Here is a 22,068-nt window from a genome sequence, read left to right on the forward strand (position 1 = left end):
AGCCCATGAACGAGCGCAACCCGCTGCGCGTCGGCATCGTGACCCTGGTCGTCATCGGGCTGGTGGCCGGGCTGGTCATCTTCCTCAGTGTCAGCACCTTCGGCACGAAGAAGTACACCGCCCTGCTCGAGCACACCGCCGGACTGCGCAAGGGGGAGGACGTCCAGGTGCACGGCGTGATCTCCGGCAAGGTCACCGGCATCGAGATCCAGGACGACCACGTCCAGGTGACCTTCGCCCTCGACTCGGACATCTCGCTGGGCGACCGCTCGACCGCGACGGTCAAGGTGGCGACGCTGCTCGGCACCCACTACCTCGAGGTCGACCCGCACGGCACCGGCGGCCTGGCGGGCAACCGGATCCCGCTCGAGCGGACCTCGGTGCCCTACAACCTGCAGGACGTCATCGAGAAGGGCACCGACGCCCTCGACGAGCTCGACCCCGAGCTGCTCGCCAAGGCGCTGACCGCCATGGCCGGCACCCTGGGCGCGAGCCAGGACGAGATCGGGCCGGCCCTCGAGGGCGTCGCCCGGCTCTCCGAGGTCGTCTCGAAGCGCTCCGACCAGGTCGGCGACCTGCTGGAGTCGACCCGCAAGGTCACCGACCAGCTCTCGGCCAGCAGCCAGGACATCGTCGGGCTGATGCAGCAGACCAACCTGGTCGTCAGCGAGATCACCGCCCGGCGCCAGGCGATCCACCGGCTGCTCGTCGAGACCACCGACCTGTCCAAGGCGCTGACCGCGATCGTGAAGTCGACCAACGGCAAGCTCAAGCCGGCGCTCAAGGACGTCAAGGCCGTCCTCGACACCCTCAACGGCCAGGACAAGCAGCTGACCAGGCTCCTGGAGAACATGGCGCCCGCGATCCGGTACGTCGCCAACGCCACCGGCAGCGGCCCCTACCTCCCGCTGTACGTCAAGCCGCCGGCGATCCCTGCCGACGACACCACCTGCAAGCTGGAAGGGACGTGCCAGCGATGACCGGGGCACTCAAGAAGGTGGGGGCGGCCGTCGCGGTCCTCGCGGTCCTGCTCACCACCGGCTGCGGCGTCGTCGGCGGGTCCGACAAGATGACCGTCAAGGCCTACTTCGCCGACTCGGCCGGCCTGTTCGTTGGCAACGACGTGGGCGTCCTCGGCGTCACAGTCGGCAAGGTCACCTCGATCGAGCCCGAGGGCGACAAGGTGCTGGTGACGATGGAGGTCGACTCCGAGCAGCCGGTCCCGGCTGACGCCGGTGCCGTCGTGGTGGCCCGGTCGGTCGCGACCGACCGCTACGTCGAGCTCACGCCCGTCTACCACAAGGGTGACAAGAAGCTCGCCGACAACGCGACGATCGCGCTCGACAAGACCCAGACCCCGGTCGACTTCGACCAGGTGCTGGCCTCCCTCAACGACTTCGCCACCGGCATCGGCGGCAACGCCGAGACCACCAAGGCGGTCCAGCGGTTCATCGACGCCGGCACCACGGCCCTCCAGGGCCGCGGACCGCTGCTGAACCAGACGATCCACTCGCTGGCCAACGGAGTCGACGGCATCGCCGCCCACCGCGAGGACATCGCCGCGACCCTGAAGTCGCTCGACGTGCTGCTCACCACCATCTCGGCGAACGAGGACACCGCGCGCACCTTCATCCAGCAGGTGTCGCAGGCCTCGCAGCTGCTCGCCGACGAGCGGGGCAACTTCCAGCAGGCGCTGCGCTCGCTCGACGAGGCGGTGACCACTGTCGCGAAGTTCGCGGTCGACAACCGTCAGTCCATCGTCGACAGCCTGGACGGCTCGACCAAGCTGATGAAGACCCTGCTGACCAAGCAGGACCAGCTCGCCGAGATCCTGCGGGTGATGCCGCTGGCGCTGCAGAACCTGCAGCTGATCCAGGGCGACCGGCTCCCGGTCCGGATCGACCCGTTGATCCTCGACCCGCTGGGTGGCGTCCTGCAGCAGCTGTGCAAGGGCCTGCTCGGCCCGCTGTGCAGCTTCATCAACGGCACGCAGCCGGGATCGTGAGGGGAGCGATGACTGCGATGAGGCTGACGGCGCGCACGACCGCCGTACGGACCGCCCTGGTCGCGCTGCTGGCGCTCGCGCTGGGCCTGCTGTCCGCGTGCGGCACCACCATGCGCGACCTGCCGATCCCCGGGACCGGGGTCTCCGGCGACACGATCGAGATCCAGGCCCAGTTCGACGACGCGCTCAACCTGGCCGTCGGTGCACCGGTCAAGGTCAACGGCGTCGACATGGGCAAGGTCAAGTCGATCGAGGCCGACGACTTCACCGCCCGCGCCACGCTGACGGTGAAGAAGGACGCCGAGGTCCGCGACGGAGCCCAGGCGCGACTGCGCTACACCACGCCGCTCGGCGAGCTCTTCGTCGACGTGACCAACCCGGCCGACGGCAAGGTACTGGCCGACAAGGCGGTGCTGGCGCGCGAGAACACCACGACGGCGCCGTCCGTCGAGGACGCCCTGGCCCAGGCCTCGCTGCTCATCAACGGCGGCGGCCTCGACCAGCTGCAGACCGTCACCGAGGAGCTCAACACCGCGCTCAACGGCAACGAGGGCGACTACCGGGCGCTGCTCGACAAGGCCTCGGTGTTCCTCACCCAGGCCAACTCGACCACCCAGGCGATCGACAGCGTGCTCACCTCGATGAACGCGCTCTCGACCACACTCAACGGGCGCAAGAAGACGATCAACCGGGCACTGAAGGACATCCGCCCGGCGGCCAAGGTGCTGCGGGAGAAGACGCCCGCCTTCACCGAGCTGCTGGCGGAGGTCGAGAAGTTCAGCGGAGCGGCGAACGACACCGTCACCAAGACCCGTCAGCAGCTGCTCTCGATGCTCAGCGAGCTCGAGCCCGTGCTGGCCGAGTTCGCGGCCAACAACGGCACGTTCGAGAAGTCGCTGCAGGCCGTGATCAAGGCGTCGGGCTCGGCCGACGCGGTGATCGGGACCGACTACCTCAACATCGCGCTCGAGCTCCACATCGACAACCTCAACGTCGGCGGACTGCTCGAGGGCACGGTCAACGGGGTCGTGGGCGACCTGCTCGACCTGGTCGGGCTCGGTGACCTGCTCAAGGGCCTGCCCCTGCTCGGCGGCAACAAGACCGGCGCCAAGGCCGGCGCCAAGGGCAGCGGTACGCCGGCCACCGACGGCGCCGCCGGCGGGACGGGGACCACCACCCCCGACCCGCTCGGACTCGACGGCCTCCTGAAGGCCCTGTTCGGACGGGGGGCCTGAAATGCTGAAGCTGCTGGGCAACAAGCTCTACCTCAGCCTCGCGGGCATCATCGTCGTGCTCATCGTGACGACCGCCTACATCTTCGCGGCCGTCCTCGACCAGCCGCTGACCTCGCGGCCGGTGGAGGTCAAGGTCGAGCTCGCGCAGACGGGCGGCCTGTTCGAGGGGTCGGTGGTGACCTACCGCGGCATCAAGGTCGGCAAGGTCCGCTCGATCGTGCCCACCTCCAAGGGGGTCGAGGCCACGATCGCGATCACCACCGGCACCGAGATCCCCAGGGACTCGCTCGCCCGGGTGCGCAGCCTCTCGCCGGTCGGCGAGCAGTACCTCGACTTCCAACCGAAGCAGGTCAAGGGGCCCTTCCTCGCCAGTGGCGACAAGATCCCCGCCGAGTCGACCGACGTACCGAAGAGCCTGAGCTCGACGGTCGTCGCGGTCAACAACGTGCTGCGCCAGATCGACGACAAGAAGCTGCGGATCGTCCTCGGCGAGCTCAGCACGGGCCTCAAGGGGACCGGTGACGACCTCGGCCAGATCCTCGACCAGGGCACCGCGATCCTGCAGACCCTCGACGAGGTGTGGCCCGAGACCGACCGGATCATCAGCAGCTCCGGCGGCGTGCTGTCCATCGCTACCGACAACGCCGACTCGCTGCGGCAGCTCGCGACCTCGGCCAAGCAGTTCGCGAGGTTCCTGCGCAACTACGACCCGGAGCTGCGCGACCTGCTCAAGCGCGGCCCCGGCCAGGTCAACGAGCTGATCAAGCTGGTCAAGGACGCCGACCAGGTGCTGCCCGGGTTCTTGTCGACGGGCGTTAGCTTCACTGACGTGTTCCGTTCCTACGAGCCCCACCTGCGCGCCCTGCTGCAGAACTACTCGCCGGGCCTGCGGTCGCTGCTGTCCAAGGTCCGCGACGGCGAGCTGCGCATCGAGCTGATCCCCGACATGGATCCGCGGTGCAGCTACGGCACGTCCCGCCTCGACCCGAAGAAGACCGAGCGCCGGGCGCTGCAGAAGGACGGGCGCTGCGCGGCCTCCTTCGCCACGTTGCAGCGCGGTGCCGCCCACGCCCCGGGGCCGGTGCAGTGAGCCGGACGACGACCAGCACCCGGCGCGGCCGCGGTCCGCTGGCCCTGCTGTGCGCCCTGCTGCTCGCGCTGGGCCTGCTGGCCGGCGGGTGCGGCTCGAGCTCGGACGACAAGGCGCTGAAGGACGCGCTGGCCAAGGTCGACGAGCTCACCGCACGCGACGACGCGGAGAAGGCGGCGCTCGATGCCGCCAAGGAGCTGCTGGTCCAGATCACGTCGTACTCCTGGAAGGACGGCGAGCACGACTTCGCCTGGGTCGACAAGATCGCCAACACCGAGCTCAAGGACAAGCTGGCGCCCAACGTCGGCGACCTGCAGAAGGCGATCGTCGACGGCAAGGTCACCGCGAAGGGCCAGGTCGTAGACGCCGCCGGGCGGGTGGTCGACGACACCCAGGTCGAGGTGCTGGCCTTCGTCGACCAGGCGATCACCGACGACAAGAACGCCGACGTCAAGGTCGAGGAGCAGCGGGTCAGCATGACCATGAAGCTCGTCAAGGGCGAGTGGCTGGTCGACCGGCTGGACCTGCTCAGCGGCACCAACAGCGGCGAGGGTGCGCAGTAGCGTCGCGACCGACCCACTAGATTGACGCGCGTGGCGCACGACGACGGGGACTCGCTTGCCGGCCTGAGGACCGTGCTGCGGCGCGTCCTGCTGACCCTGATCGGCATCCCGTTCGTCGTCGCCATCGCGATGTCGCTCGTCGACTCCTACCGCCGGCGCGGCAAGCGGCCCAAGCCGTTCCCGACCACCGACCCGCGCACGGTCGCGGTCGGCGACGGGGACGTGACGACGTACACCTTCGGTCGTGACCTGTACGACGACATGCTCGCCGCGATCGAGGGCGCCGAGCGCCAGATCCTCTTCGAGACCTACATCTGGAAGGGCGACGCGACGGGGGAGCGGTTCAAGCGCGCCCTGATCGCGGCCGCCGAGCGCGGGGTCGACGTCTACTGCATCTACGACGGCTTCGCGAACCTCGTGGTCTCGCCGGCCTTCCAGCGCTTCCCGCCGAGCGTGAAGGTGCTGCGCTATCCCGTCTACACGGCCGGCTGGCGGTTCTTCGACCTGCGCCGCTACGGCCGCGACCACCGCAAGATCCTGGTCGTCGACGACAACGTCGGCTTCGTCGGCGGCTACAACATCGGCTCGGCCTACGAGTCGGAGTGGCGTGACACGCACGTCCGGATCACCGGTCCGGCGGTGTGGGACCTCAAGCGGGCGTTCGCCGACTTCTGGAACCTCAACCGGCGACGCCGGCTGCGCTCCTCCGAGCGGCCGCTGCTGCTCGAGACCGCCTCGACCTGGGAGCCGCGGGTCCGGGTGCAGCGCAACGTGCCGCGGCTGTGGATGTTCCCGATCCGGGCGATGTACATCGAGGCGATCAACCGGGCCAGCCGCAATGTGTGGATGACCCAGGCCTACTTCCTGCCCGACGAGGACTTCATCGACGCGGTGAAGGCGGCGGCGCGACGCGGGGTCGACGTACGACTGCTGCTGCCGCTCAAGTCCAACCACATCGTGGCCGACTGGATCTCCCGCGGCCACTTCACCCAGCTGCTCGACGCGGGCGTGCGGATCCTGCGCTACCGCGACGCGATGGTGCACGCGAAGACCGCCACCGTCGACGGCACGTGGGCGACGGTCGGCACCGCCAACATCGACCGGCTCAGCCTGACGGGCAACTTCGAGATCAACGTCGAGATCATCGACGAGGGCTTCGCCCGCGAGCTCGAGGAGATCTTCGAGGTCGACCAGTCGAACTGCCTGGAGCTGACCAGCGGCGAGTGGGAGGCCCGCGACGTGCACCGCAAGTTCACCGAGGCGGTGCTGGCCCCCCTACGGCCTCTCTTGTAGCCGGGTGGGTCGGGGCTGGTGCGCTGCGTGATCGGCTCACGGTGTTGGTTTGGCGCTCGCTTCGCTCGCGCATGTCGGGCGCCCTTTAACGCGTGATCTTCCCTCGCTGCGCTCGCTTCCTCGCGGGCGCTCGGTCGCTCGCTCCGCTCGGTCCAGATCACGCGGGGCGCCCGACGGGGTTCAGCCGAACGACGGTTCGCGCGCGCGACATGCGAGCGCAGCGAGCCAACAAACAGGCTGGTGCGCTGCGTGAGCGGCTCACGGTGTTTGTTTGGCGCTCGCTTCGCTCGCGCATGTCGGGTGCCCTTTGGCGCGTGATCTTCCCTCGCTGCGCTCGCTTCCTCGCGGGCGCTCGGTCGCTCGCTCCGCTCCGTCCAGATCACGCGGGGCGCCCGACGAGATTGCGCTGAATGACGCTCGCCGGCGCACGTCATTCAGCCGGACCCGTCGCGCGCGCCGCGTTGCCTGGACGGAGCGGAGCGAGCGCCAGCGAGCGCAGCGGAGGAAGGCAACGCGTCAAAGCGCGCGCGACATGTGAGCGCAGCGAGCAAATTGACATTGACGAACACTGATGTTCGTGAAACTCTCCCGGACATGGCGACCCTGCCCCGCGGCCGGCACGGGCTGAGCCGTGCCGAGGTGGCCGCGGACCAGCGCGAGCGGATGTTCCACGCGCTGGCGGCGGCGATGACCGAGCGCGGGTACGTCGCCACTCCAGTCGCCGAGATCATCAAGCGGGCCGGCGTCTCGCGCGAGACGTTCTACCAGCACTTCGGCTCCAAGCAGGACTGTTTCATCGCGGCCTACGCGTGGGCGACCGACGCCCTCCGGGCCGGCTTCGCCGCCGGGCTCGCCGCCAGCGGCACTCCGCAGGAGCGCTTCGCCACGCTCCTCGAGCGCTACCTCTCCGCCCTCGCCGAGGACCCGGGTCGCGCCCGGCTCTTCCTCGTCGAGGTGTACGCAGCCGGCCCCGAGGCGATGCGCCGTCGCGTGGAGGTCCAGCAGGAGGCGGCCGCGGCGCTCGCCACGGTCTTCTCGGCCCGGACCGCGCAGGAGCGGTTCGCCTGCGAGGCGCTGCTCGCCGCGATCATCCAGATGGTGACCGCCCGGATCACCCTCGGCGAGCCCGAGGAGCTCGCCGGGCTGCACCCGCCGCTCGTCGCCCTCGCCGCCTCGCTGTTCCCGCACTGACGACCGATCCAGGAGAAGTCCATGTGGTTCCGTGCTCCCGTCCGAGACCTGACCGGCAAGCAGGTCCTGGTCACCGGCGCCGCCAGCGGCATCGGCCGCGCCGTGGCCGAGCAGGCCGCCGACCGCGGCGCCGTGCTGCACCTCACCGACGTCCAGCCCGAGCGGCTGGCCGAGGTCGCCGACGCCATCCGGGCCCGCGGCGGGACGGTCGGCACCGCCGAGGTCGCCGACGTCTCCGACCACGGCCAGGTACGCCGCCTCGCGGCGCTGGTGACCGAGCGCGCGGGCGCGATGGACGTGGTCCTCAACGTCGCCGGCATCGCGATCTGGGGCACCGTCCGCAGCCTCGAGGCCGAGCACTGGCAGCGCCTGGTCGACGTCAACCTGATGGGTCCGATCCACGTGATCGAGGAGTTCGTGCCGCCGATGATCGACGCCGGCCGCGGCGGCCAGCTGGTCAACGTCTCCTCGGCCGCGGGGATCATCGCGATGCCGTGGCACGCGGCGTACAGCGCGTCGAAGTTCGGCCTGCGCGGCGTCTCCGAGGTGCTCCGCTACGACCTGCGCAAGCATCGGATCGGGGTCAGCCTGGTCTGCCCCGGCGGCGTCGACACCGGCCTGGTCGAGACCATCCGGATCGCCGGGATCGACCAACAGAACAAGGCCTTCGTCCGGGCCCGACGACACTTCCAGAAGCGTGCGGTCTCGCCCGAGCAGGCCGCCACCGCGATCTGGAGGGGCGCGCTGCGCAACCGCTACTGGGTCTACACCTCGCCCGACATCCGGCTGGTCCACTGGCTGCAGCGCTACTTCCCGCCCGGGTACGCCATCGCGATGCGGGTCTTCAACTACGGCGCCAACCGGGTGCTGCCCGCGGTCGAGCAGGCCCGGAGGACCGCATGAGCGGGGCCGGGACCACGGCACGGATCACGCCGGGCGGCTGGCGCGAGGTCGGCCCGTTCGTGGCCGCCTTCGCCCGGATCGCGGGCCGGGTGCAGGGCACCGAGCCGCCGGCGGTCTTCCTGACCCTGGGCCGGCACCGGCGCCTGTTCTGGGGCTGGCTGCACTTCGCGGGCCGGCTGATGCCGGGCGGCCGGCTGTCCCGGCGGGAGTCGGAGCTGGTCATCGTCCGGGTCGCGGCGCGCCGCGGGTCGGCCTACGAGCTCGAGCAGCATCGCCGCCTGGCCCGCCGGGCCGGGCTCTCGCGCGAGGAGGTGGCGGCGATCGAGTCCTTCGGCGAGCACCCGGGACTGAGCGAGCGCGAGCGGCTGCTGCTGCGCGCCACCGACGAGCTGCTCGCCGACCAGGACATCCCCGACGGCCTGTGGGCCGAGCTGGGGGAGTGCTTCGAGGACCGCGAGCGGATCGAGATCGTGATGCTCGTGGGCCACTACGCGATGCTCGCCACCGCGCTGCACGTGTTGCGGGTGCAGCCGGACCGTCCGAGGTAGGGCAGCGCCAGGAGGACTGTCGGTGGCCCCTCGTACGCTGGAGCCATGCGTCCGGTCACCGATCTCGAGCGTCGCGTCGCGCCCTTCCACGTGCAGTCCGACTACCAGCCCTCGGGCGACCAGCCGGCCGCGATCGCCGAGATCACCAAGCGTCTCAACGACGGTGTCGAGGACGTCGTCCTGCTCGGCGCGACCGGCACCGGAAAGACCGCCACCGTGGCGTGGGTGGCCGAGCAGGTGCAGCGGCCGCTGCTGGTGCTCCAGCCCAACAAGACGCTGGCCGCACAGTTCGCCAACGAGCTGCGCCAGCTGTTCCCCGACAACGCGGTCGAGTACTTCGTCTCCTACTACGACTACTACCAGCCCGAGGCCTACGTCCCCCAGACCGACACCTACATCGAGAAGGACTCCTCGATCAACGAGGAGGTCGAGCGGCTGCGGCACTCCGCGACCAACAGCCTGCTCACGCGGCGCGACGTGATCGTGGTGTCGACCGTGTCGTGCATCTACGGCCTCGGCACCCCGCAGGAGTACGTCGACCGGATGGTCCGGCTGCGCGTCGGAGAGGAGCACGACCGCGACTCGGTGCTGCGCCGGCTGGTCGAGATCCAGTACACCCGCAACGACCTGGCCTTCACCCGCGGCACCTTCCGGGTCCGCGGCGACACGCTCGAGATCTTCCCGGTCTACGAGGAGCTGGCGGTGCGGATCGAGTTCTTCGGCGACGAGATCGAGCGGCTGATGACGCTGCACCCGGTCACCGGCGAGGTGCTCACCGAGGACCAGGAGCTCTACGTCTTCCCCGCGAGCCACTACATCGCCGGCCCGGAGCGGATGGAGCGGGCGATCAACGGCATCGAGGCCGAGCTCGCCGAGCAGCTGACCACGTTCGAGCGGCAGGGCAAGATGCTCGAGGCGCAGCGGCTGCGGATGCGCACGACGTACGACATCGAGATGATGCGGCAGGTCGGCTCCTGCTCGGGCATCGAGAACTACTCGATGCACATGGACGGTCGTGGCCGGGGGACCGCCCCCAACACCCTGCTCGACTACTTCCCCGAGGACTTCCTGCTCGTGGTCGACGAGTCCCACGTCGCGGTCCCGCAGATCGGCGGCATGTACGAGGGCGACATGTCGCGCAAGCGCAACCTGGTCGAGCACGGCTTCCGGCTGCCCAGCGCGATGGACAACCGGCCGCTGCGCTGGGAGGAGTTCCTCGAGCGGATCGGGCAGACCGTCTACCTGTCGGCGACGCCGGGCGACTACGAGCTCGACAAGGTGCAGGGCGACGTCGTCGAGCAGATCATCCGCCCGACCGGCCTGGTCGACCCCGAGGTCGTGGTCAAGCCGACGAAGGGCCAGATCGACGACCTGATCCACGAGATCCGCACCCGGGCCGAGAAGCAGGAGCGGGTCCTGGTCACCACGCTGACCAAGAAGATGTCCGAGGACCTCACCGACTACCTCCTCGACGCAGGCATCCGCACGCGCTACCTCCACTCCGAGGTCGACACCCTCAAGCGGATCGAGCTGCTGCGCGACCTGCGGCTGGGTGCCTACGACGTCCTGGTCGGCATCAACCTGCTCCGCGAGGGCCTCGACCTGCCCGAGGTCTCGTTGGTCTCGATCCTCGACGCCGACAAGGAGGGCTTCCTGCGCTCCGACAAGTCGCTCATCCAGACCATCGGCCGCGCGGCGCGCAATGTGTCCGGCGAGGTGCACATGTACGCCGACCGGATCACCCCGTCGATGGAGTCGGCCATCGACGAGACCAACCGGCGCCGGGCCAAGCAGGTCGCCTACAACGAGGCCCACGGCATCGACCCGCAGCCGCTGCGCAAGAAGATCGCCGACATCACCGAGATGCTCGCCCGCGAGGACGAGACCACCCAGGAGCTGCTGCAGACCTGGGCCGACGTCGGCCAGAAGGGTCGCGCCGGAGGAGTGAAGCCGAAGAAGTCGCCCACGCCCCAGCTGCGCACGACCGACATCGGCGGGCATGCCGCCGAGCTGGCCGGGCTACCGAGCTCGGACCTGGCGCAGCTCATCCAGGACCTGACCGACCAGATGAAGGCGGCGGCCGCCGAGCTGCAGTTCGAGCTGGCCGCGCGGCTGCGCGACGAGATCGGAGAGCTCAAGAAGGAGCTGCGCCAGATGCTCGAAGCGACCAAGTGAGCCGTCGCACGTCCTCGCGAAGGCGGTCTGGGCCACCCGGAGCCGATAGCCTGCTGGTGTGAGCAACGAGCCTGGGCCGGTCCCCGGGCGTCGCTACACCGTGTGGATCGTCGGCCTCCTCGCCTACGGACTCGCGGTCTTCCACCGCAGCAGCCTCGCTGTCGCCGGGCTCGCCGCGACCGAGCGCTTCGACATCTCGGCCAGCCAGCTGGCGTCGTTCACCGTGCTCCAGCTGCTGGTCTACGCCTCCATGCAGATCCCGGTCGGGCTGATGGTCGACCGGTTCGGCTCACGGACCGTCCTCACGGCGGCCATCGTCGTGGTGAGCACCGGCCAGGCGGCCTTCGCCTTCGCCGACAGCTACGCGCTGGCGCTCGGCGCCCGGGTGCTGGTCGGTGCGGGCGACGCGATGACGTTCATCTGCGTGCTGCGCCTGGTCACCTCCTGGTTCCCGCGGCGCCAGGTGCCGCTGATCAGCCAGCTGACCGGCAACCTCGGCCAGCTCGGCGCCCTCGCCGCGGCCGCGCCGATGACCTGGGCGCTGGGCCACCTCGGCTGGACCCGCGCCTACCTCGGGGGCGCGCTCGCCGGGGCGGCGATGCTCGTGGTGCTGCGGGTGCTGCTCCACGACACGCCGACGCAGGCACACCTGCGCGGCGTACCGCTGAGCGCCCGGGCGCTGGTCGCCAGCCTGGCCGCGTCGTGGGCTCAGCCCGGCACCCGGCTGGGGCTGTGGATGCACTTCTCGACGCCGTTCAGCACCACCCTGATGGGCCTGCTGTGGGGCTTCCCGTTCCTGGTGACGGCCGAGCACCTCTCCGCCGGTACGGCGAGCGCGCTGCTCTCCCTGCTCGTCGCGACCTCGGTGGCCTACGGCCCGCTGCTCGGGTGGCTGGTCGGGCGGCACCCGTGGCACCGCTCGACGACCTCGCTGGTCATCGTCGGGGCCCTCGCGACGGCCTGGGGGCTGGTGCTGCTGTGGCCCGGCGACGCCCCTCTCCCGCTGCTGGTGCTCCTGATCGTCGTCGTCGGCGCGGGCGGGCCGGGATCGATGATCGGCTTCGACGTCGCCCGCACCAGCAACCCTGACCACCGCACGGCGAGCGCCAGCGGGATCATCAACGTCGGCGGCTTCACCTCGGGCCTGCTCGCGGTCCTCGCGGTCGGCGCGGTCCTCGACGCGCTGACGCCGGGCGCGCAGGACTACACGCCCGAGGCGTTCCGGTGGGCTATGGCGACCCAGTACCTGCTGTGGACCCTCGGGGTGGTCCAGGTGCTGCGCTACCGGCGCCGGGTCCGCTCGCTGACCACCCGTGAGCAGGTGGCCGGAGGCTCCTCGATGGTGGACCTCACACCCGACGCGCGCTGAGCCCGACGAGACGGGCGACGACGAGCGCGACGTAGAAGACGCCCGCGACCTGCTCGACCATCACGAACGACCGGGCCTGGTTCACGACCGGGTAGACGTCGGACAGGCCGACGCTGGTCAGCGTGGTGAAGGAGAGGAAGAGCAGCTCGAACCAGCTCAGGGGTGAGCCGCCGTCGGGACTGTTGAAGCCGACGAAGGAGCCCGGCCAGAGCACCTGGGCCGCGGCGTAGAGGTAGGCGAACGCCCACGCCACGACGGTGAACGCCGCGCCGGTCGCGAAGATCTCGTCCACCGTGACCCGGTCGTCGTGGAAGAGGTAGCGGATCATCGCGTACGACACGAAGAAGTAGAACGGGACGTGGAAGGCCGCCGAGGCGAGCACGATCCAGTCCACGTCGGGCTGGACGGCCTCGAGCACGGCGAGCACGACGGCAGGGGCGCCGAGGAGGAGGACCACCCACCGCAGGGTGGCCGTCCGGCGTACCGCCCAGACCGCGGACAGTACGACGACCATCTGGAACACCCCGACGACCGCCCGTCCCGCGGCCGATCCCTCGAGCGCCGGGTAGGCGAGCACGACCACCAGCTGGGCCGCCAGCAGGAGTGCGGAGGGGTGACGGCCGATGACTTCCAGTGGCCGGGACGGCCTCGCGGCGGAGGACTGCACGAGCCGATCCTAGGAAACCGCCCGGCGTGACCCCGGCCACCACGGCGGCGTTGTGCGAGGGGAGGCGGCAAAAAGGACCAAGGGCCGGCCAAGTTGCCTTGGTCACAACGAGAACGTGTTCTAATATCGCCGGGTCCCTGGAGCGGGACCCGCTTGAACACCGTGGGGAGAGGAGTCGGGGCGTGGCTTTCAATGCCATGGCGGTCGTGCGTGGCCCTGGCGAGATCGCGCTGATGGTCGTGGAGGTGACCAAGCGGATCTTCACCCGGCCCTTCCAGGTGCGGGAGTTCCTCGAGCAGGCCTGGTTCGTCACCAGCGTGACGCTGATGCCGACCATCATGGTCTCGATCCCGTTCGGCGCGGTCATCTCGCTCCAGGTCGGCAACCTGACCGGTCAGCTGGGCGCCCAGTCCTTCGCCGGCGCGACCGCGGTGCTCGCCACCGTGCGCGAGGCGGCGCCGATGGCGGCGGCGATGATCATCGCCGGCGCCGCCGGCTCGGCGATCTGCTCCGACCTCGGCGCGCGCAAGATCCGCGAGGAGATCGATGCCATGGAGGTCCTCGGCATCGACCCGCTCGAGCGCCTGGTCGCGCCCCGCGTGGTGGCGACCATGTTCGTCGCCTTCATGATCAACGGCATCGTGATCGGCACCGGCATCGGCGGCGGCTACTTCTTCACCGTGATCGTCCAGGGCGGGTCGGCCGGCGCCTTCCTGTCCTCGTTCACCGCTCTCGCCTCCCTGCCCGACCTCTACATCGCGATGATCAAGGCGATCATCTTCGGCTGGCTCGCCGCGATCATCGGCGCCTACAAGGGCCTCAACGCCGGCGGCGGACCGAGCGGCGTCGGCCGGGCGGTCAACGAGTCGGTGATCATCGCCTTCATGGCGCTGTTCTTCCTCAACGCCGTGATCACCGCGATCTACTTCCAGGTCGCCCCGCCGGTGGGGTTGTGATGGCTGCCGCCGACTTCTTCGCCAACAGCTACAAGAGCGGGCGCTCCACCCTCGAGGGGTACGGCGACCAGCTGCTCTTCTACGTCAAGGCGCTGACCTGGGCGCCGCGGGCCGTCAAGCGCTACCCCCGCGAGATCATGAACACGCTGGCCGAGGTCGCCTTCGGCTCGGGCGGCCTGAGCCTGATCCTCGGCTCGGTCGGCGTGATCGCGTTCATGGCGTTCTTCGCCGGCACCGAGGTCGGCATCCAGGGCTACGCCTCGCTGAGCCAGATCGGCGTGGCGAAGTTCAGCGCCTTCATCTCCGCGTACTTCAACACCCGCGAGGTCGCACCGCTGGTGTCCTCGATCGCGCTCGCCGCGACCGTGGGCTGCGGCTACACCGCGCGCCTGGGCGCGATGCGGATCTCCGAGGAGATCGACGCGCTCGAGGTGATGGGCATCCCGTCGCTGCCGTTCCTCGTCACGACCCGCATGGTCGCCGCGTTCATCGCGGTCATCCCGCTCTACATCGTGGCGCTGTGCGCGTCGTACCTCTCGCCGAGGCTGATCGTCACCATGATCTACGGCCAGTCGGGCGGCACCTACGACCACTACTTCCTGCAGTTCCTGCCGCCGATCGACATGGTCTGGTCGTTCTTCAAGCTGCTGTTCCTCGCGGTCGCGGTGATCCTGATCCACTGCTACTACGGCTACACCGCCTCGGGCGGGCCTGCCGGCGTCGGCCGCGCCGTCGGCAAGGCGATCCGCACCAGCATCGTGACGATCGTGATGGCCGACTTCTTCCTGACCTTCGCCATCTGGGGCTCGACGACGACCGTCCGGATCACGGGGTGAGCTGCCGATGCTGGTGAACATCCATCACGACAGTGCCCGGGAGCACAACCGGCTCCTCGTCGCCGGGGCCGTGTTCCTGACCGTGATCGCGCTGCTCGTGTGGCTCTCGATCGCGATCTACAACAAGACCTTCGACAGCTCGACCACCGTCACTGTCAAGGCGGACCGCGCCGGCCTGCAGCTGGCCAAGTTCGGCGACGTGCGGATCAACGGCGTGCTGGTCGGCCGGGTCGACAAGATCGACCAGGACGGCAAGCAGGCCGAGATCACCCTCGCCATCGACAACGACGCCGCGAAGAAGATCCCCGCCAACGTGAGCGTGCGGATCCTGCCGACCACGCTGTTCGGCCAGAAGTTCGTCGCGCTGGTCCGGCCCGAGGCCGCCAGCGGGCACCTGCAGGACGGCGACGTCATCGCGTCGGACCGGGTGGACACCAACGTCGAGCTGAGCCAGGTGCTCGCCAACCTGTTCCCGCTGCTGCGCGCCGTGCGCCCCGCCGACCTCAACGCCACGCTGCACGCCCTGGCCACCGCGCTCGAGGGCCGCGGCGAGAAGCTCGGCGCGACCATGGACCAGCTCGGCGACTACATCGGTGCGATCGACGACCACCTGCCGACGCTGCGCAAGGACCTGGTCGCGCTCGCCGACGTCGCCGACGCGTACGACGTCGCCGCGCCCGACCTGCTCGACGTCCTCGACAACGTCACGGTCACCAGCAAGACGGTCACCGAGAAGGCCAAGGACCTCGACGTCTTCTTCTCCGACCTCACTGGCCTGTCCGACACCGCGACGAAGTTCCTCGCCGAGAACGAGCAGAACCTGATCCGGATGGGCCAGGTGACCGCGCCGGTCCTCGACCTGCTCGCGGAGTACTCCCCGGAGTTCCCCTGCCTGATCCGCGGTGCCGCCAACTACGCGCCGATCCTGTCCAAGACGTTCGAGGGCAACGTGGTCAAGCAGTACATCGAGTTCTTCCAGCCGCAGTTCCGGCCCTACGACGAGCGCGACCTGCCGTCGTACGGCGAGGTCGGGCACGGCCCGTGGTGCCTCGGGCTGCCGGACTTCACCATCCCGGCCCCCGCGCATCCCCTCGACCAGGGCTCCGACATCGACGAGAAGGGCGGCTTCTCGCCGCTGCCCCTGCAGGGTCTGCTGGGCCGGCCCGCCGCCATCGACAGCGGGTACGCCGGCAGCGTGGCCGAGCAGCGCGTGGTCAACGCGATGCTCGCCGGCGTGAGCGGTCACGACCCCGCGGCGTACGGCTCCCTCGGCACGCTGCTCTACGGGCCGGTCGTCCGGGAAGGGAAGGCGGCCGGATGAACCCCGGAGGGAACCAGCGCAACGCGGCCACGACGGCCGCGGCGATCAAGCTCGGCATCTTCACCGTCGTGTCGGTCTTCGTGACCGGCCTGCTGGCCGTGATCATGGGCAACGTCGGCTTCGGCGACCGCAACGAGTACCAGGCGATCTTCACCAACGCCACGATGCTGGAGAAGGGCGACGACGTCCGGGTCGCCGGCGTCAACGTCGGCGAGGTCAAGAAGGTCGAGCACTACCACCGCACGATGGCCAAGGTGACCTTCAAGGTCGACTCCGGCGTCAAGATGACCACGGCGTCCGAGGCCAAGATCCGGTTCCTCAACCTGGTCGGCGACCGCTACATGGCCCTGGAGCAGGGGACCGGCGCCGCGGAGGCGAAGGCACTGCCGGACGGCGCCACCATCCCGGTGCGCAACACCGAGCCGGCGCTCGACCTCACCGTGCTCTTCGACGGCTTCAAGCCGCTGTTCGCGGCGCTCACGCCCGACCAGGTCAACGAGCTGAGCATGAACCTGGTCCAGGTGCTCCAGGGCGAGGGAGGCACGGTCAAGAGCCTGCTCGACCACACCGCGTCGCTGACCTCGACCCTCGCCGACCGTGACCAGCTGGTCGGTGACGTGATCACGAACCTCACCCAGACCCTGAAGACGGTCGACGACCGGCACCAGCAGCTGAGCTCGCTCATCGTCTCCCTCAAGGACTGGATGACCGACCTCGCCAGGGACCGCGACACGATCGGCTCCTCGCTCGACAACATCTCCGAGCTGACCGTCGCCGTGGCCGACCTGCTGCGCCGCGGCCGGCCCCTGGTCAAGGAGGACATCGCCGCGCTGCGCGACCTGGCCAAGCTGCTCAACAAGAAGGAGAACCGGGACAACCTGGCCAGCCTCCTCGACCGGATGCCAGAGATGATGACCGACCAGACCCGCACCGGTACCTACGGCTCCTGGTACCAGTACTACGTCTGCGGCGTCTCCGCCCGGATCCGGCTGCCGATCATCAAGGACCTGCCGATCCTCAAGGAGATCGAGGACTACATCACCAACTTCTCCTTCAAGTCCAAGGCGCCGAGGTGTCAGGACCGATGAACAAGCACCAGCGCGCCCGCGACGCCCGCGTCCTCCGCCTCGGCGTCATCACCTTGGTCGTGATGGCCGTCGTGTCCGCCGCGACCTTCAACCTGGGCAAGTTCCCGGGCTTCCGCGGTACGACGTACTACGCCGAGTTCAGCGACGCCAGCGGCATCCACAAGGGCAACATCGTCCAGGTCGGCGGCATCCGCGTCGGCCGCGTCGCCGCGGTCACGCTCGCCGGCGACCGGGTCAAGGTGAAGTTCGAGATCGACGGTGACGTCGACTTCGGCAAGGAGAGCAGTGCCTCGATCGAGGTGCTCAACCTGCTGGGCGAGAAGTTCCTCGACCTCACCCCCGGTGGCAAGGGGCAGCTCGCCGAGGGCGGCACCATCCCGATGGAGCGCACCCAGGCGGCCTACGACATCGTCGGTGTCTTCGGCGACCTCACCACCACGACCGAGGAGATCGACACCCAGCAGCTCGCCACGGCGCTGGACACGGTGGCCGACACCCTCGACGAGTCCGCACCCGAGATCCAGGCGTCCTTCGACGGCATCTCCCGGCTCTCGCGGAGCATCGCGTCGCGCGACGCCGAGATCCAGACCCTGTTCGAGAGCTCGAAGGAGGTCACGAAGGTCCTCGCCGACCGCAGCGACGACATCGTCGACCTGATGAAGAACAGCGACCTCGTGTTCCAGGAGCTGACCAAGCGCAGGGACGCGGTGCACGCACTGCTCGTCAACGCCCGCTCGCTGGCCAAGGAGCTGCGCGGCGTGGTCGAGGACAACGAGCAGCAGATCGGCCCCGCGCTCAAGGAGGTCGACGGGCTGGTGAGCTTCCTGGTCTCCAAGAAGGACAAGCTCAAGGCGACCCTGGCCGCCCTCGGTCCCTACGTGTCCATCCTCAGCAACATCATCGGCACCGGGCCCTGGTTCGACGCGTACGCCGCGAACGTCCTCGCGATCCCGACCGGTGAGTTCGTCCCCGGAACGGGGCTGTGATCGCCATGGTGTCCACCGTCCTCAAGCGCATCGACCGGCGCGTGATCGCTCTCGTCGCCGTCGTGCTGCTGCTCGCCGTGACCATCAACCTGGTCCGTTCGCCCGCCGAGACGAAGACCGTGACCGCGCACTTCCCGCGCGCGGTCAGCGTCTACAAGGGCACCGACGTGCGGATCCTCGGCGTCAACGTCGGCAAGGTGACCGCCGTGATCCCCGAGGGCAACTCGGTCCGCGTCGAGATGGAGTACGACGCGTCGTACGAGGTCCCGGCTAAGGCGCAGGCCGTCATCGTCACGCCCACCCTGGTCGCGGACCGCTTCGTCCAGCTCACCCCGGTCTTCCAGGGCGGCGACGTGATGGCCGACGGCGCCGACATCGCGCTGCCCGAGACGGCCGTGCCGGTCGAGCTCGACCGCATCTACGGCAGCCTGCAGGCGCTGACCCGCGCACTCGGCCCCAACGGCGTCAACGCCGACGGCACCCTCGACCACCTGCTGGAGGCCGGTAACAAGGCGTTCAGCGGCCAGGGCGCCAAGGGCAACCAGATGATCCAGGACCTCGCCGACGCGGCGAAGACCTTCGGCGACGGCGCCGGTCCGCTGTTCGAGTCGGTCACCCAGCTCGCGAAGTTCACCAGCACGCTCGCCCAGAACGACTCGCTGGTCCGGGGCTTCATGCAGGACCTCACCGGCGTCTCGGCGATGCTGGCCGACGAGAGCGACGAGCTGCAGAAGGCCGTCGCCGCCGTCGCCAAGGCGGTCGGCAGCGTCAAGGGCTTCGTCAAGAACAACCGCGACGCCTTCGTCGCCGACATCGCGAAGCTCACCGACGTGATGAGCACCATCGCCTCGGAGAAGGACAACATCCAGACCGCCGTCGAGGTGGCGCCGGTCGCGATGGGCAACCTGGCGATGGGCTTCGACCACGTCAGCGACAGCCAGAACTCCCGCTTCGCCATCGGCGGCAACGTGTGGGACGCCGACGGCTTCATCTGCGGCCTCATCCAGCAGCACCCGGCGATGCCGCCGGCGCTCAAGGACACCGCCTGCGAGCTGATCGAGAAGCTCATCGAGCCGATCGTGACCCAGCTGCCGTGGCTGCCGCCCGGCTACAAGCAGTACCTGCCGAAGCAGGCCGCCTCGAAGAAGGGCATCCAGGTGCCGGAGATCTCCGACGTGTCCTACTCGACCGGCGACGACGCGTCCGTCCAGAACCTGCTGGGAGGTGGCTCGTGAACGGCACCCTCCGCCGCGTCCTCGCGCTGCTGCTCGGCACCGCCCTGCTCACCGGCTGCAGCAGCTTCGACGGCGCCTACGACCTGCCGCTGCCCGGTCACCCGGTCGACGCCGACGACGCGTTCGAGGTCACGGCGTACTTCCACGACGTGCTCAACGTGGTCCCGCGCTCGCCCGTCATGGTCGACGACGTGGTCGTCGGCGAGGTGACCCAGGTCGAGCGGTCCGGCTGGAACGCCAAGGTCACCCTGCGGGTGCGCAACGACGTCGGGCTGCCGGACAACTCGATCGCCGACATCCGCCAGGTCTCGCTGCTCGGCGAGAAGTACGTCTCGCTGCAGGCACCCCAGCAGGAGGCGCCGAGCGGGCGCCTCGGCCAGGGCGACGAGATCGCGCTGGCCAAGACCGGCCGCAACCCGGAGGTCGAGGAGGTGCTCGGCGCGCTGTCCTTCCTGCTCAGCGGTGGCGGCGTCGCGCAGCTCGGCACGATCACCAAGGAGGCCAACCTGGTCATGTCCGGGCGCGAGGACCGCCTGCGGGCCCTGCTGTCCTCGCTGGACTCGGTGGTCGGGACCATCGACCAGCAGAAGCTCGACATCATCTCGGCGCTCGAGTCGCTCAACAACCTCACCTCGACGCTGAACGCCGAGAAGAAGACGATCGGCGACGCGCTCGACGCCGTCGGGCCCGCCGTCGACGTGCTGGCCGCCCAGCACGACGAGCTGATCGCGATGCTCGGCTCGCTCGACAACCTCGGCAAGGTCGGCACCCGCGTGATCAACGCCAGCAAGGAGGACGTGCTCAAGATCCTCGCCGACCTCAGCCCGATCCTGCGTCGGCTCACCGAGGCCGACGAGCAGCTCGCGCCCGGCCTCAACCTGCTGGTCAGCTTCCCGTTCCCGCAGGCGGCCAACAACATCGTCCAGGGCGACTACGCCGACACGATCATCCGCGCCGACCTCAACCTCGAGAACCTCTACAAGACGCTCGGCCTGCCCGAGGTCGAGCTGCCCGACCTCGGCGAGGTCCTCGACTCGGTCAGCAAGTGCCTCAAGAGCGGCAGCCTGACCAGCGTGTCCTGCCTCAAGGTGCTCAGCGACGTCAACCTGCTCCAGGACCTGCAGACCAAGTGCCAGGACCCGAAGATCAGCGGCAGCCCCGTCTGCAAGCTGCTGACCTCGCTGCCGAACCTCGACCTCGGCGGGTTGCTCACCGGCTCCAACGGAGTCCTCGGCCCCGACGGCCTGCTCGGCGGACTGCTCAAGGGTCTCACCGGAGCCCAACGGTCGTCGTACCAGACCTCGCCGGAGAACCTGCTGGGCGGGGGACTGGCATGACCAGGGGAGTCCGGATCCGGCTGATGGCGTTCGTCGTCCTCAGCGCCGTCGGCATCACCTACATCGCCGCCAGCTATCTCGGCATCATCGACCGGATCACCGGCCGGGGGATCACCGTCACCGCCAGCCTGCCCGGCTCTGGCGGCCTGTTCGAGGGCAGCGAGGTGACCTACCGCGGTGTGAAGATCGGGCGCGTCGCGAAGATGGACACCACCGAGAAGGGGGTCGACCTGACCCTCGACCTGGAGGAGAACACCCGACTGCCGCTGGACTCGCGGCTGTTCGTGCACAACCTCTCGGCCGTCGGCGAGCAGTACCTCGACTTCCAGCCGCCCGACGAGAAGGGCCCGTACGCCGAGGACGGCTCGACCTTCGCCGGCGACGACCAGTCACTGCCCGTCGACGAGGGCGACCTGCTCGTCGACCTCAGCCGCTTCGTCGACTCCGTCGACAAGGACAGCCTCGAGAAGGTCGTCAAGGAGCTCGGCACCATGTTCACCGACACCGGTGACGACCTGCAGGAGCTGCTCGACGGCGGCTCGGCGTTCATCGCCGAGGCCAACGCCCACACCGACGAGACGATCCAGCTGCTTGACAGCGGCCTCGCGGTGCTGAAGACCCAGCAGGGCCAGAAGGAGAACATCCGCCGGTTCGCCGACGACCTCAACACGCTCACCACGGCGCTACGCGGCAGCGACGGCAACCTGCGCACGGTGCTGAGCGCGACCCCCGGCGCCGCCAGGGCGCTGACCCGGCTGCTCAAGGAGCTCTCGCCGACCGTGCCGGTGCTCCTCGGCGACCTGGTCACCGTCGACCAGGTGCTGGTCACCGAGCTCGACGGCATCGAGCAGCTGCTCGTCACCTACCCCGTGCTCATCTCCGGCGGCCCGACCGGAAGCACCGCGGACGGCTGGGGTCACGTCAACCTGCAGTTCGACTACAGCGTGCCGCCGTGCACCCAGGGCTACGTCCCGCCGTCCGAGTGGCGCTCGACCCAGGACCTGACCGACAAGAAGCCTGCCGACGTCAGCTGCACCGCAGGGGCGCCGTACTCGATGCGCGGCAGCAAGTACGCACCGGCGTACCGCAAGAACCGGGCCTCGCCCGGTCGCGTCTACAGTGGCACCTACGACCCGTCCACCGGTCAGGTGCCCGGGCTGGTCGACAACCAGGGGACTCCGGTCGAGCTGCGGCAGCCGGAGGACCTTTCCGTCCTGGGAGGGGATGCGTGGAAGTGGCTGTTGGTCGGTCCGGTGGCGAGCAAGTGAGC

General features: G+C 69.3%; 20 protein-coding genes. 19 read left to right on the forward strand and 1 reads right to left on the reverse strand.

Features of this window, described 5'->3' with window-relative positions; genetic code table 11:
• The first annotated feature begins 5 nt into the window (after positions 1 to 5).
• From FBY23_RS12880 to FBY23_RS12930, 11 genes are all read left to right on the forward strand, one after another.
• On the forward strand, positions 6 to 980 hold the full coding sequence (locus FBY23_RS12880; RefSeq protein ID WP_160158231.1) for an MCE family protein: 975 nt from the start codon (positions 6 to 8) through the stop codon (positions 978 to 980).
• Entirely contained in the window at positions 977 to 2,005 is a 1,029-nt protein-coding gene (locus tag FBY23_RS12885; RefSeq protein ID WP_141798511.1) for an MCE family protein, read from the forward strand. The genes FBY23_RS12880 and FBY23_RS12885 overlap by 4 nt, the downstream gene beginning before the upstream one ends.
• Positions 2,006 to 2,013: 8 nt before the next feature.
• The gene (locus tag FBY23_RS12890; RefSeq protein ID WP_141798512.1) at positions 2,014 to 3,240 is read left to right on the forward strand and encodes an MCE family protein; all 1,227 of its coding nucleotides are present in this window, start codon (positions 2,014 to 2,016) and stop codon (positions 3,238 to 3,240) included.
• A gap of 1 nt (position 3,241) precedes the next feature.
• Positions 3,242 to 4,330: an MlaD family protein gene (locus tag FBY23_RS12895; RefSeq protein WP_141798513.1), complete on the forward strand. Its 1,089-nt coding sequence runs from the start codon at positions 3,242 to 3,244 to the stop codon at positions 4,328 to 4,330.
• Positions 4,327 to 4,893 carry a hypothetical protein gene (locus FBY23_RS12900; RefSeq protein WP_141798514.1) on the forward strand — a complete coding sequence of 189 codons (567 nt, stop codon included), beginning with the start codon at positions 4,327 to 4,329 and terminating at the stop codon, positions 4,891 to 4,893. Before FBY23_RS12895 ends, FBY23_RS12900 begins: the two co-directional genes overlap by 4 nt.
• A 30-nt stretch (positions 4,894 to 4,923) precedes the next feature.
• The gene (locus FBY23_RS12905; RefSeq protein WP_260805941.1) at positions 4,924 to 6,186 is read left to right on the forward strand and encodes a phosphatidylserine/phosphatidylglycerophosphate/cardiolipin synthase family protein; all 1,263 of its coding nucleotides are present in this window, start codon (positions 4,924 to 4,926) and stop codon (positions 6,184 to 6,186) included.
• Between the two features lie 594 nt (positions 6,187 to 6,780).
• On the forward strand, positions 6,781 to 7,377 hold the full coding sequence (locus tag FBY23_RS12910; RefSeq protein ID WP_141798515.1) for a TetR/AcrR family transcriptional regulator: 597 nt from the start codon (positions 6,781 to 6,783) through the stop codon (positions 7,375 to 7,377).
• 21 nt (positions 7,378 to 7,398) lie between these two features.
• The gene (locus tag FBY23_RS12915) at positions 7,399 to 8,280 is read left to right on the forward strand and encodes an SDR family oxidoreductase (RefSeq protein WP_141798516.1); all 882 of its coding nucleotides are present in this window, start codon (positions 7,399 to 7,401) and stop codon (positions 8,278 to 8,280) included.
• On the forward strand, positions 8,277 to 8,828 hold the full coding sequence (locus FBY23_RS12920; RefSeq protein WP_141798517.1) for a carboxymuconolactone decarboxylase family protein: 552 nt from the start codon (positions 8,277 to 8,279) through the stop codon (positions 8,826 to 8,828). Before FBY23_RS12915 ends, FBY23_RS12920 begins: the two co-directional genes overlap by 4 nt.
• A gap of 45 nt (positions 8,829 to 8,873) precedes the next feature.
• Complete coding sequence (gene uvrB / locus FBY23_RS12925; RefSeq protein ID WP_141798518.1) at positions 8,874 to 11,003, forward strand: excinuclease ABC subunit UvrB; 2,130 nt, start codon at positions 8,874 to 8,876, stop codon at positions 11,001 to 11,003.
• Between the two features lie 58 nt (positions 11,004 to 11,061).
• The gene (locus FBY23_RS12930; RefSeq protein WP_260805942.1) at positions 11,062 to 12,372 is read left to right on the forward strand and encodes a nitrate/nitrite transporter; all 1,311 of its coding nucleotides are present in this window, start codon (positions 11,062 to 11,064) and stop codon (positions 12,370 to 12,372) included.
• Here FBY23_RS12930 and FBY23_RS12935 read toward each other — a convergent pair.
• Positions 12,353 to 13,039 (reverse strand): ion channel, encoded by a 687-nt coding sequence (locus FBY23_RS12935; RefSeq protein ID WP_260805943.1) that lies wholly within the window; start codon positions 13,037 to 13,039, stop codon positions 12,353 to 12,355. The two genes, FBY23_RS12930 and FBY23_RS12935, sit on opposite strands and share 20 nt — an antisense overlap.
• A gap of 197 nt (positions 13,040 to 13,236) precedes the next feature.
• Between FBY23_RS12935 and FBY23_RS12940 the strand changes: the two genes are divergently transcribed.
• From FBY23_RS12940 to FBY23_RS12975, 8 genes are read left to right on the forward strand one after another with little or no spacing between them, the layout of a single operon-like run.
• The gene (locus FBY23_RS12940; RefSeq protein ID WP_141801029.1) at positions 13,237 to 13,995 is read left to right on the forward strand and encodes an ABC transporter permease; all 759 of its coding nucleotides are present in this window, start codon (positions 13,237 to 13,239) and stop codon (positions 13,993 to 13,995) included.
• Complete coding sequence (locus FBY23_RS12945; protein ID WP_141798519.1) at positions 13,995 to 14,831, forward strand: ABC transporter permease; 837 nt, start codon at positions 13,995 to 13,997, stop codon at positions 14,829 to 14,831. The genes FBY23_RS12940 and FBY23_RS12945 overlap by 1 nt, the downstream gene beginning before the upstream one ends.
• 7 nt (positions 14,832 to 14,838) lie before the next feature.
• Positions 14,839 to 16,152, forward strand: a complete 1,314-nt coding sequence (locus FBY23_RS12950) for an MCE family protein (RefSeq protein ID WP_141798520.1) — start codon at positions 14,839 to 14,841, stop codon at positions 16,150 to 16,152.
• A complete protein-coding gene (locus FBY23_RS12955; protein ID WP_141798521.1) occupies positions 16,149 to 17,240 on the forward strand; it encodes an MCE family protein in 1,092 nt (363 codons plus the stop codon). The genes FBY23_RS12950 and FBY23_RS12955 overlap by 4 nt, the downstream gene beginning before the upstream one ends.
• Complete coding sequence (locus tag FBY23_RS12960; protein ID WP_141798522.1) at positions 17,237 to 18,226, forward strand: MCE family protein; 990 nt, start codon at positions 17,237 to 17,239, stop codon at positions 18,224 to 18,226. Before FBY23_RS12955 ends, FBY23_RS12960 begins: the two co-directional genes overlap by 4 nt.
• An 8-nt stretch (positions 18,227 to 18,234) precedes the next feature.
• Positions 18,235 to 19,461: an MCE family protein gene (locus tag FBY23_RS12965; RefSeq protein WP_160158232.1), complete on the forward strand. Its 1,227-nt coding sequence runs from the start codon at positions 18,235 to 18,237 to the stop codon at positions 19,459 to 19,461.
• Positions 19,458 to 20,798 carry an MCE family protein gene (locus FBY23_RS12970; RefSeq protein ID WP_260805945.1) on the forward strand — a complete coding sequence of 447 codons (1,341 nt, stop codon included), beginning with the start codon at positions 19,458 to 19,460 and terminating at the stop codon, positions 20,796 to 20,798. The genes FBY23_RS12965 and FBY23_RS12970 overlap by 4 nt, the downstream gene beginning before the upstream one ends.
• Entirely contained in the window at positions 20,795 to 22,066 is a 1,272-nt protein-coding gene (locus tag FBY23_RS12975) for an MCE family protein (RefSeq protein WP_141798524.1), read from the forward strand. The genes FBY23_RS12970 and FBY23_RS12975 overlap by 4 nt, the downstream gene beginning before the upstream one ends.
• The last annotated feature ends 2 nt before the right edge of the window (positions 22,067 to 22,068 follow it).

The sequence above is a fragment of the Nocardioides sp. SLBN-35 genome (assembly GCF_006715725.1).
Lineage (GTDB): Bacteria > Actinomycetota > Actinomycetes > Propionibacteriales > Nocardioidaceae > Nocardioides.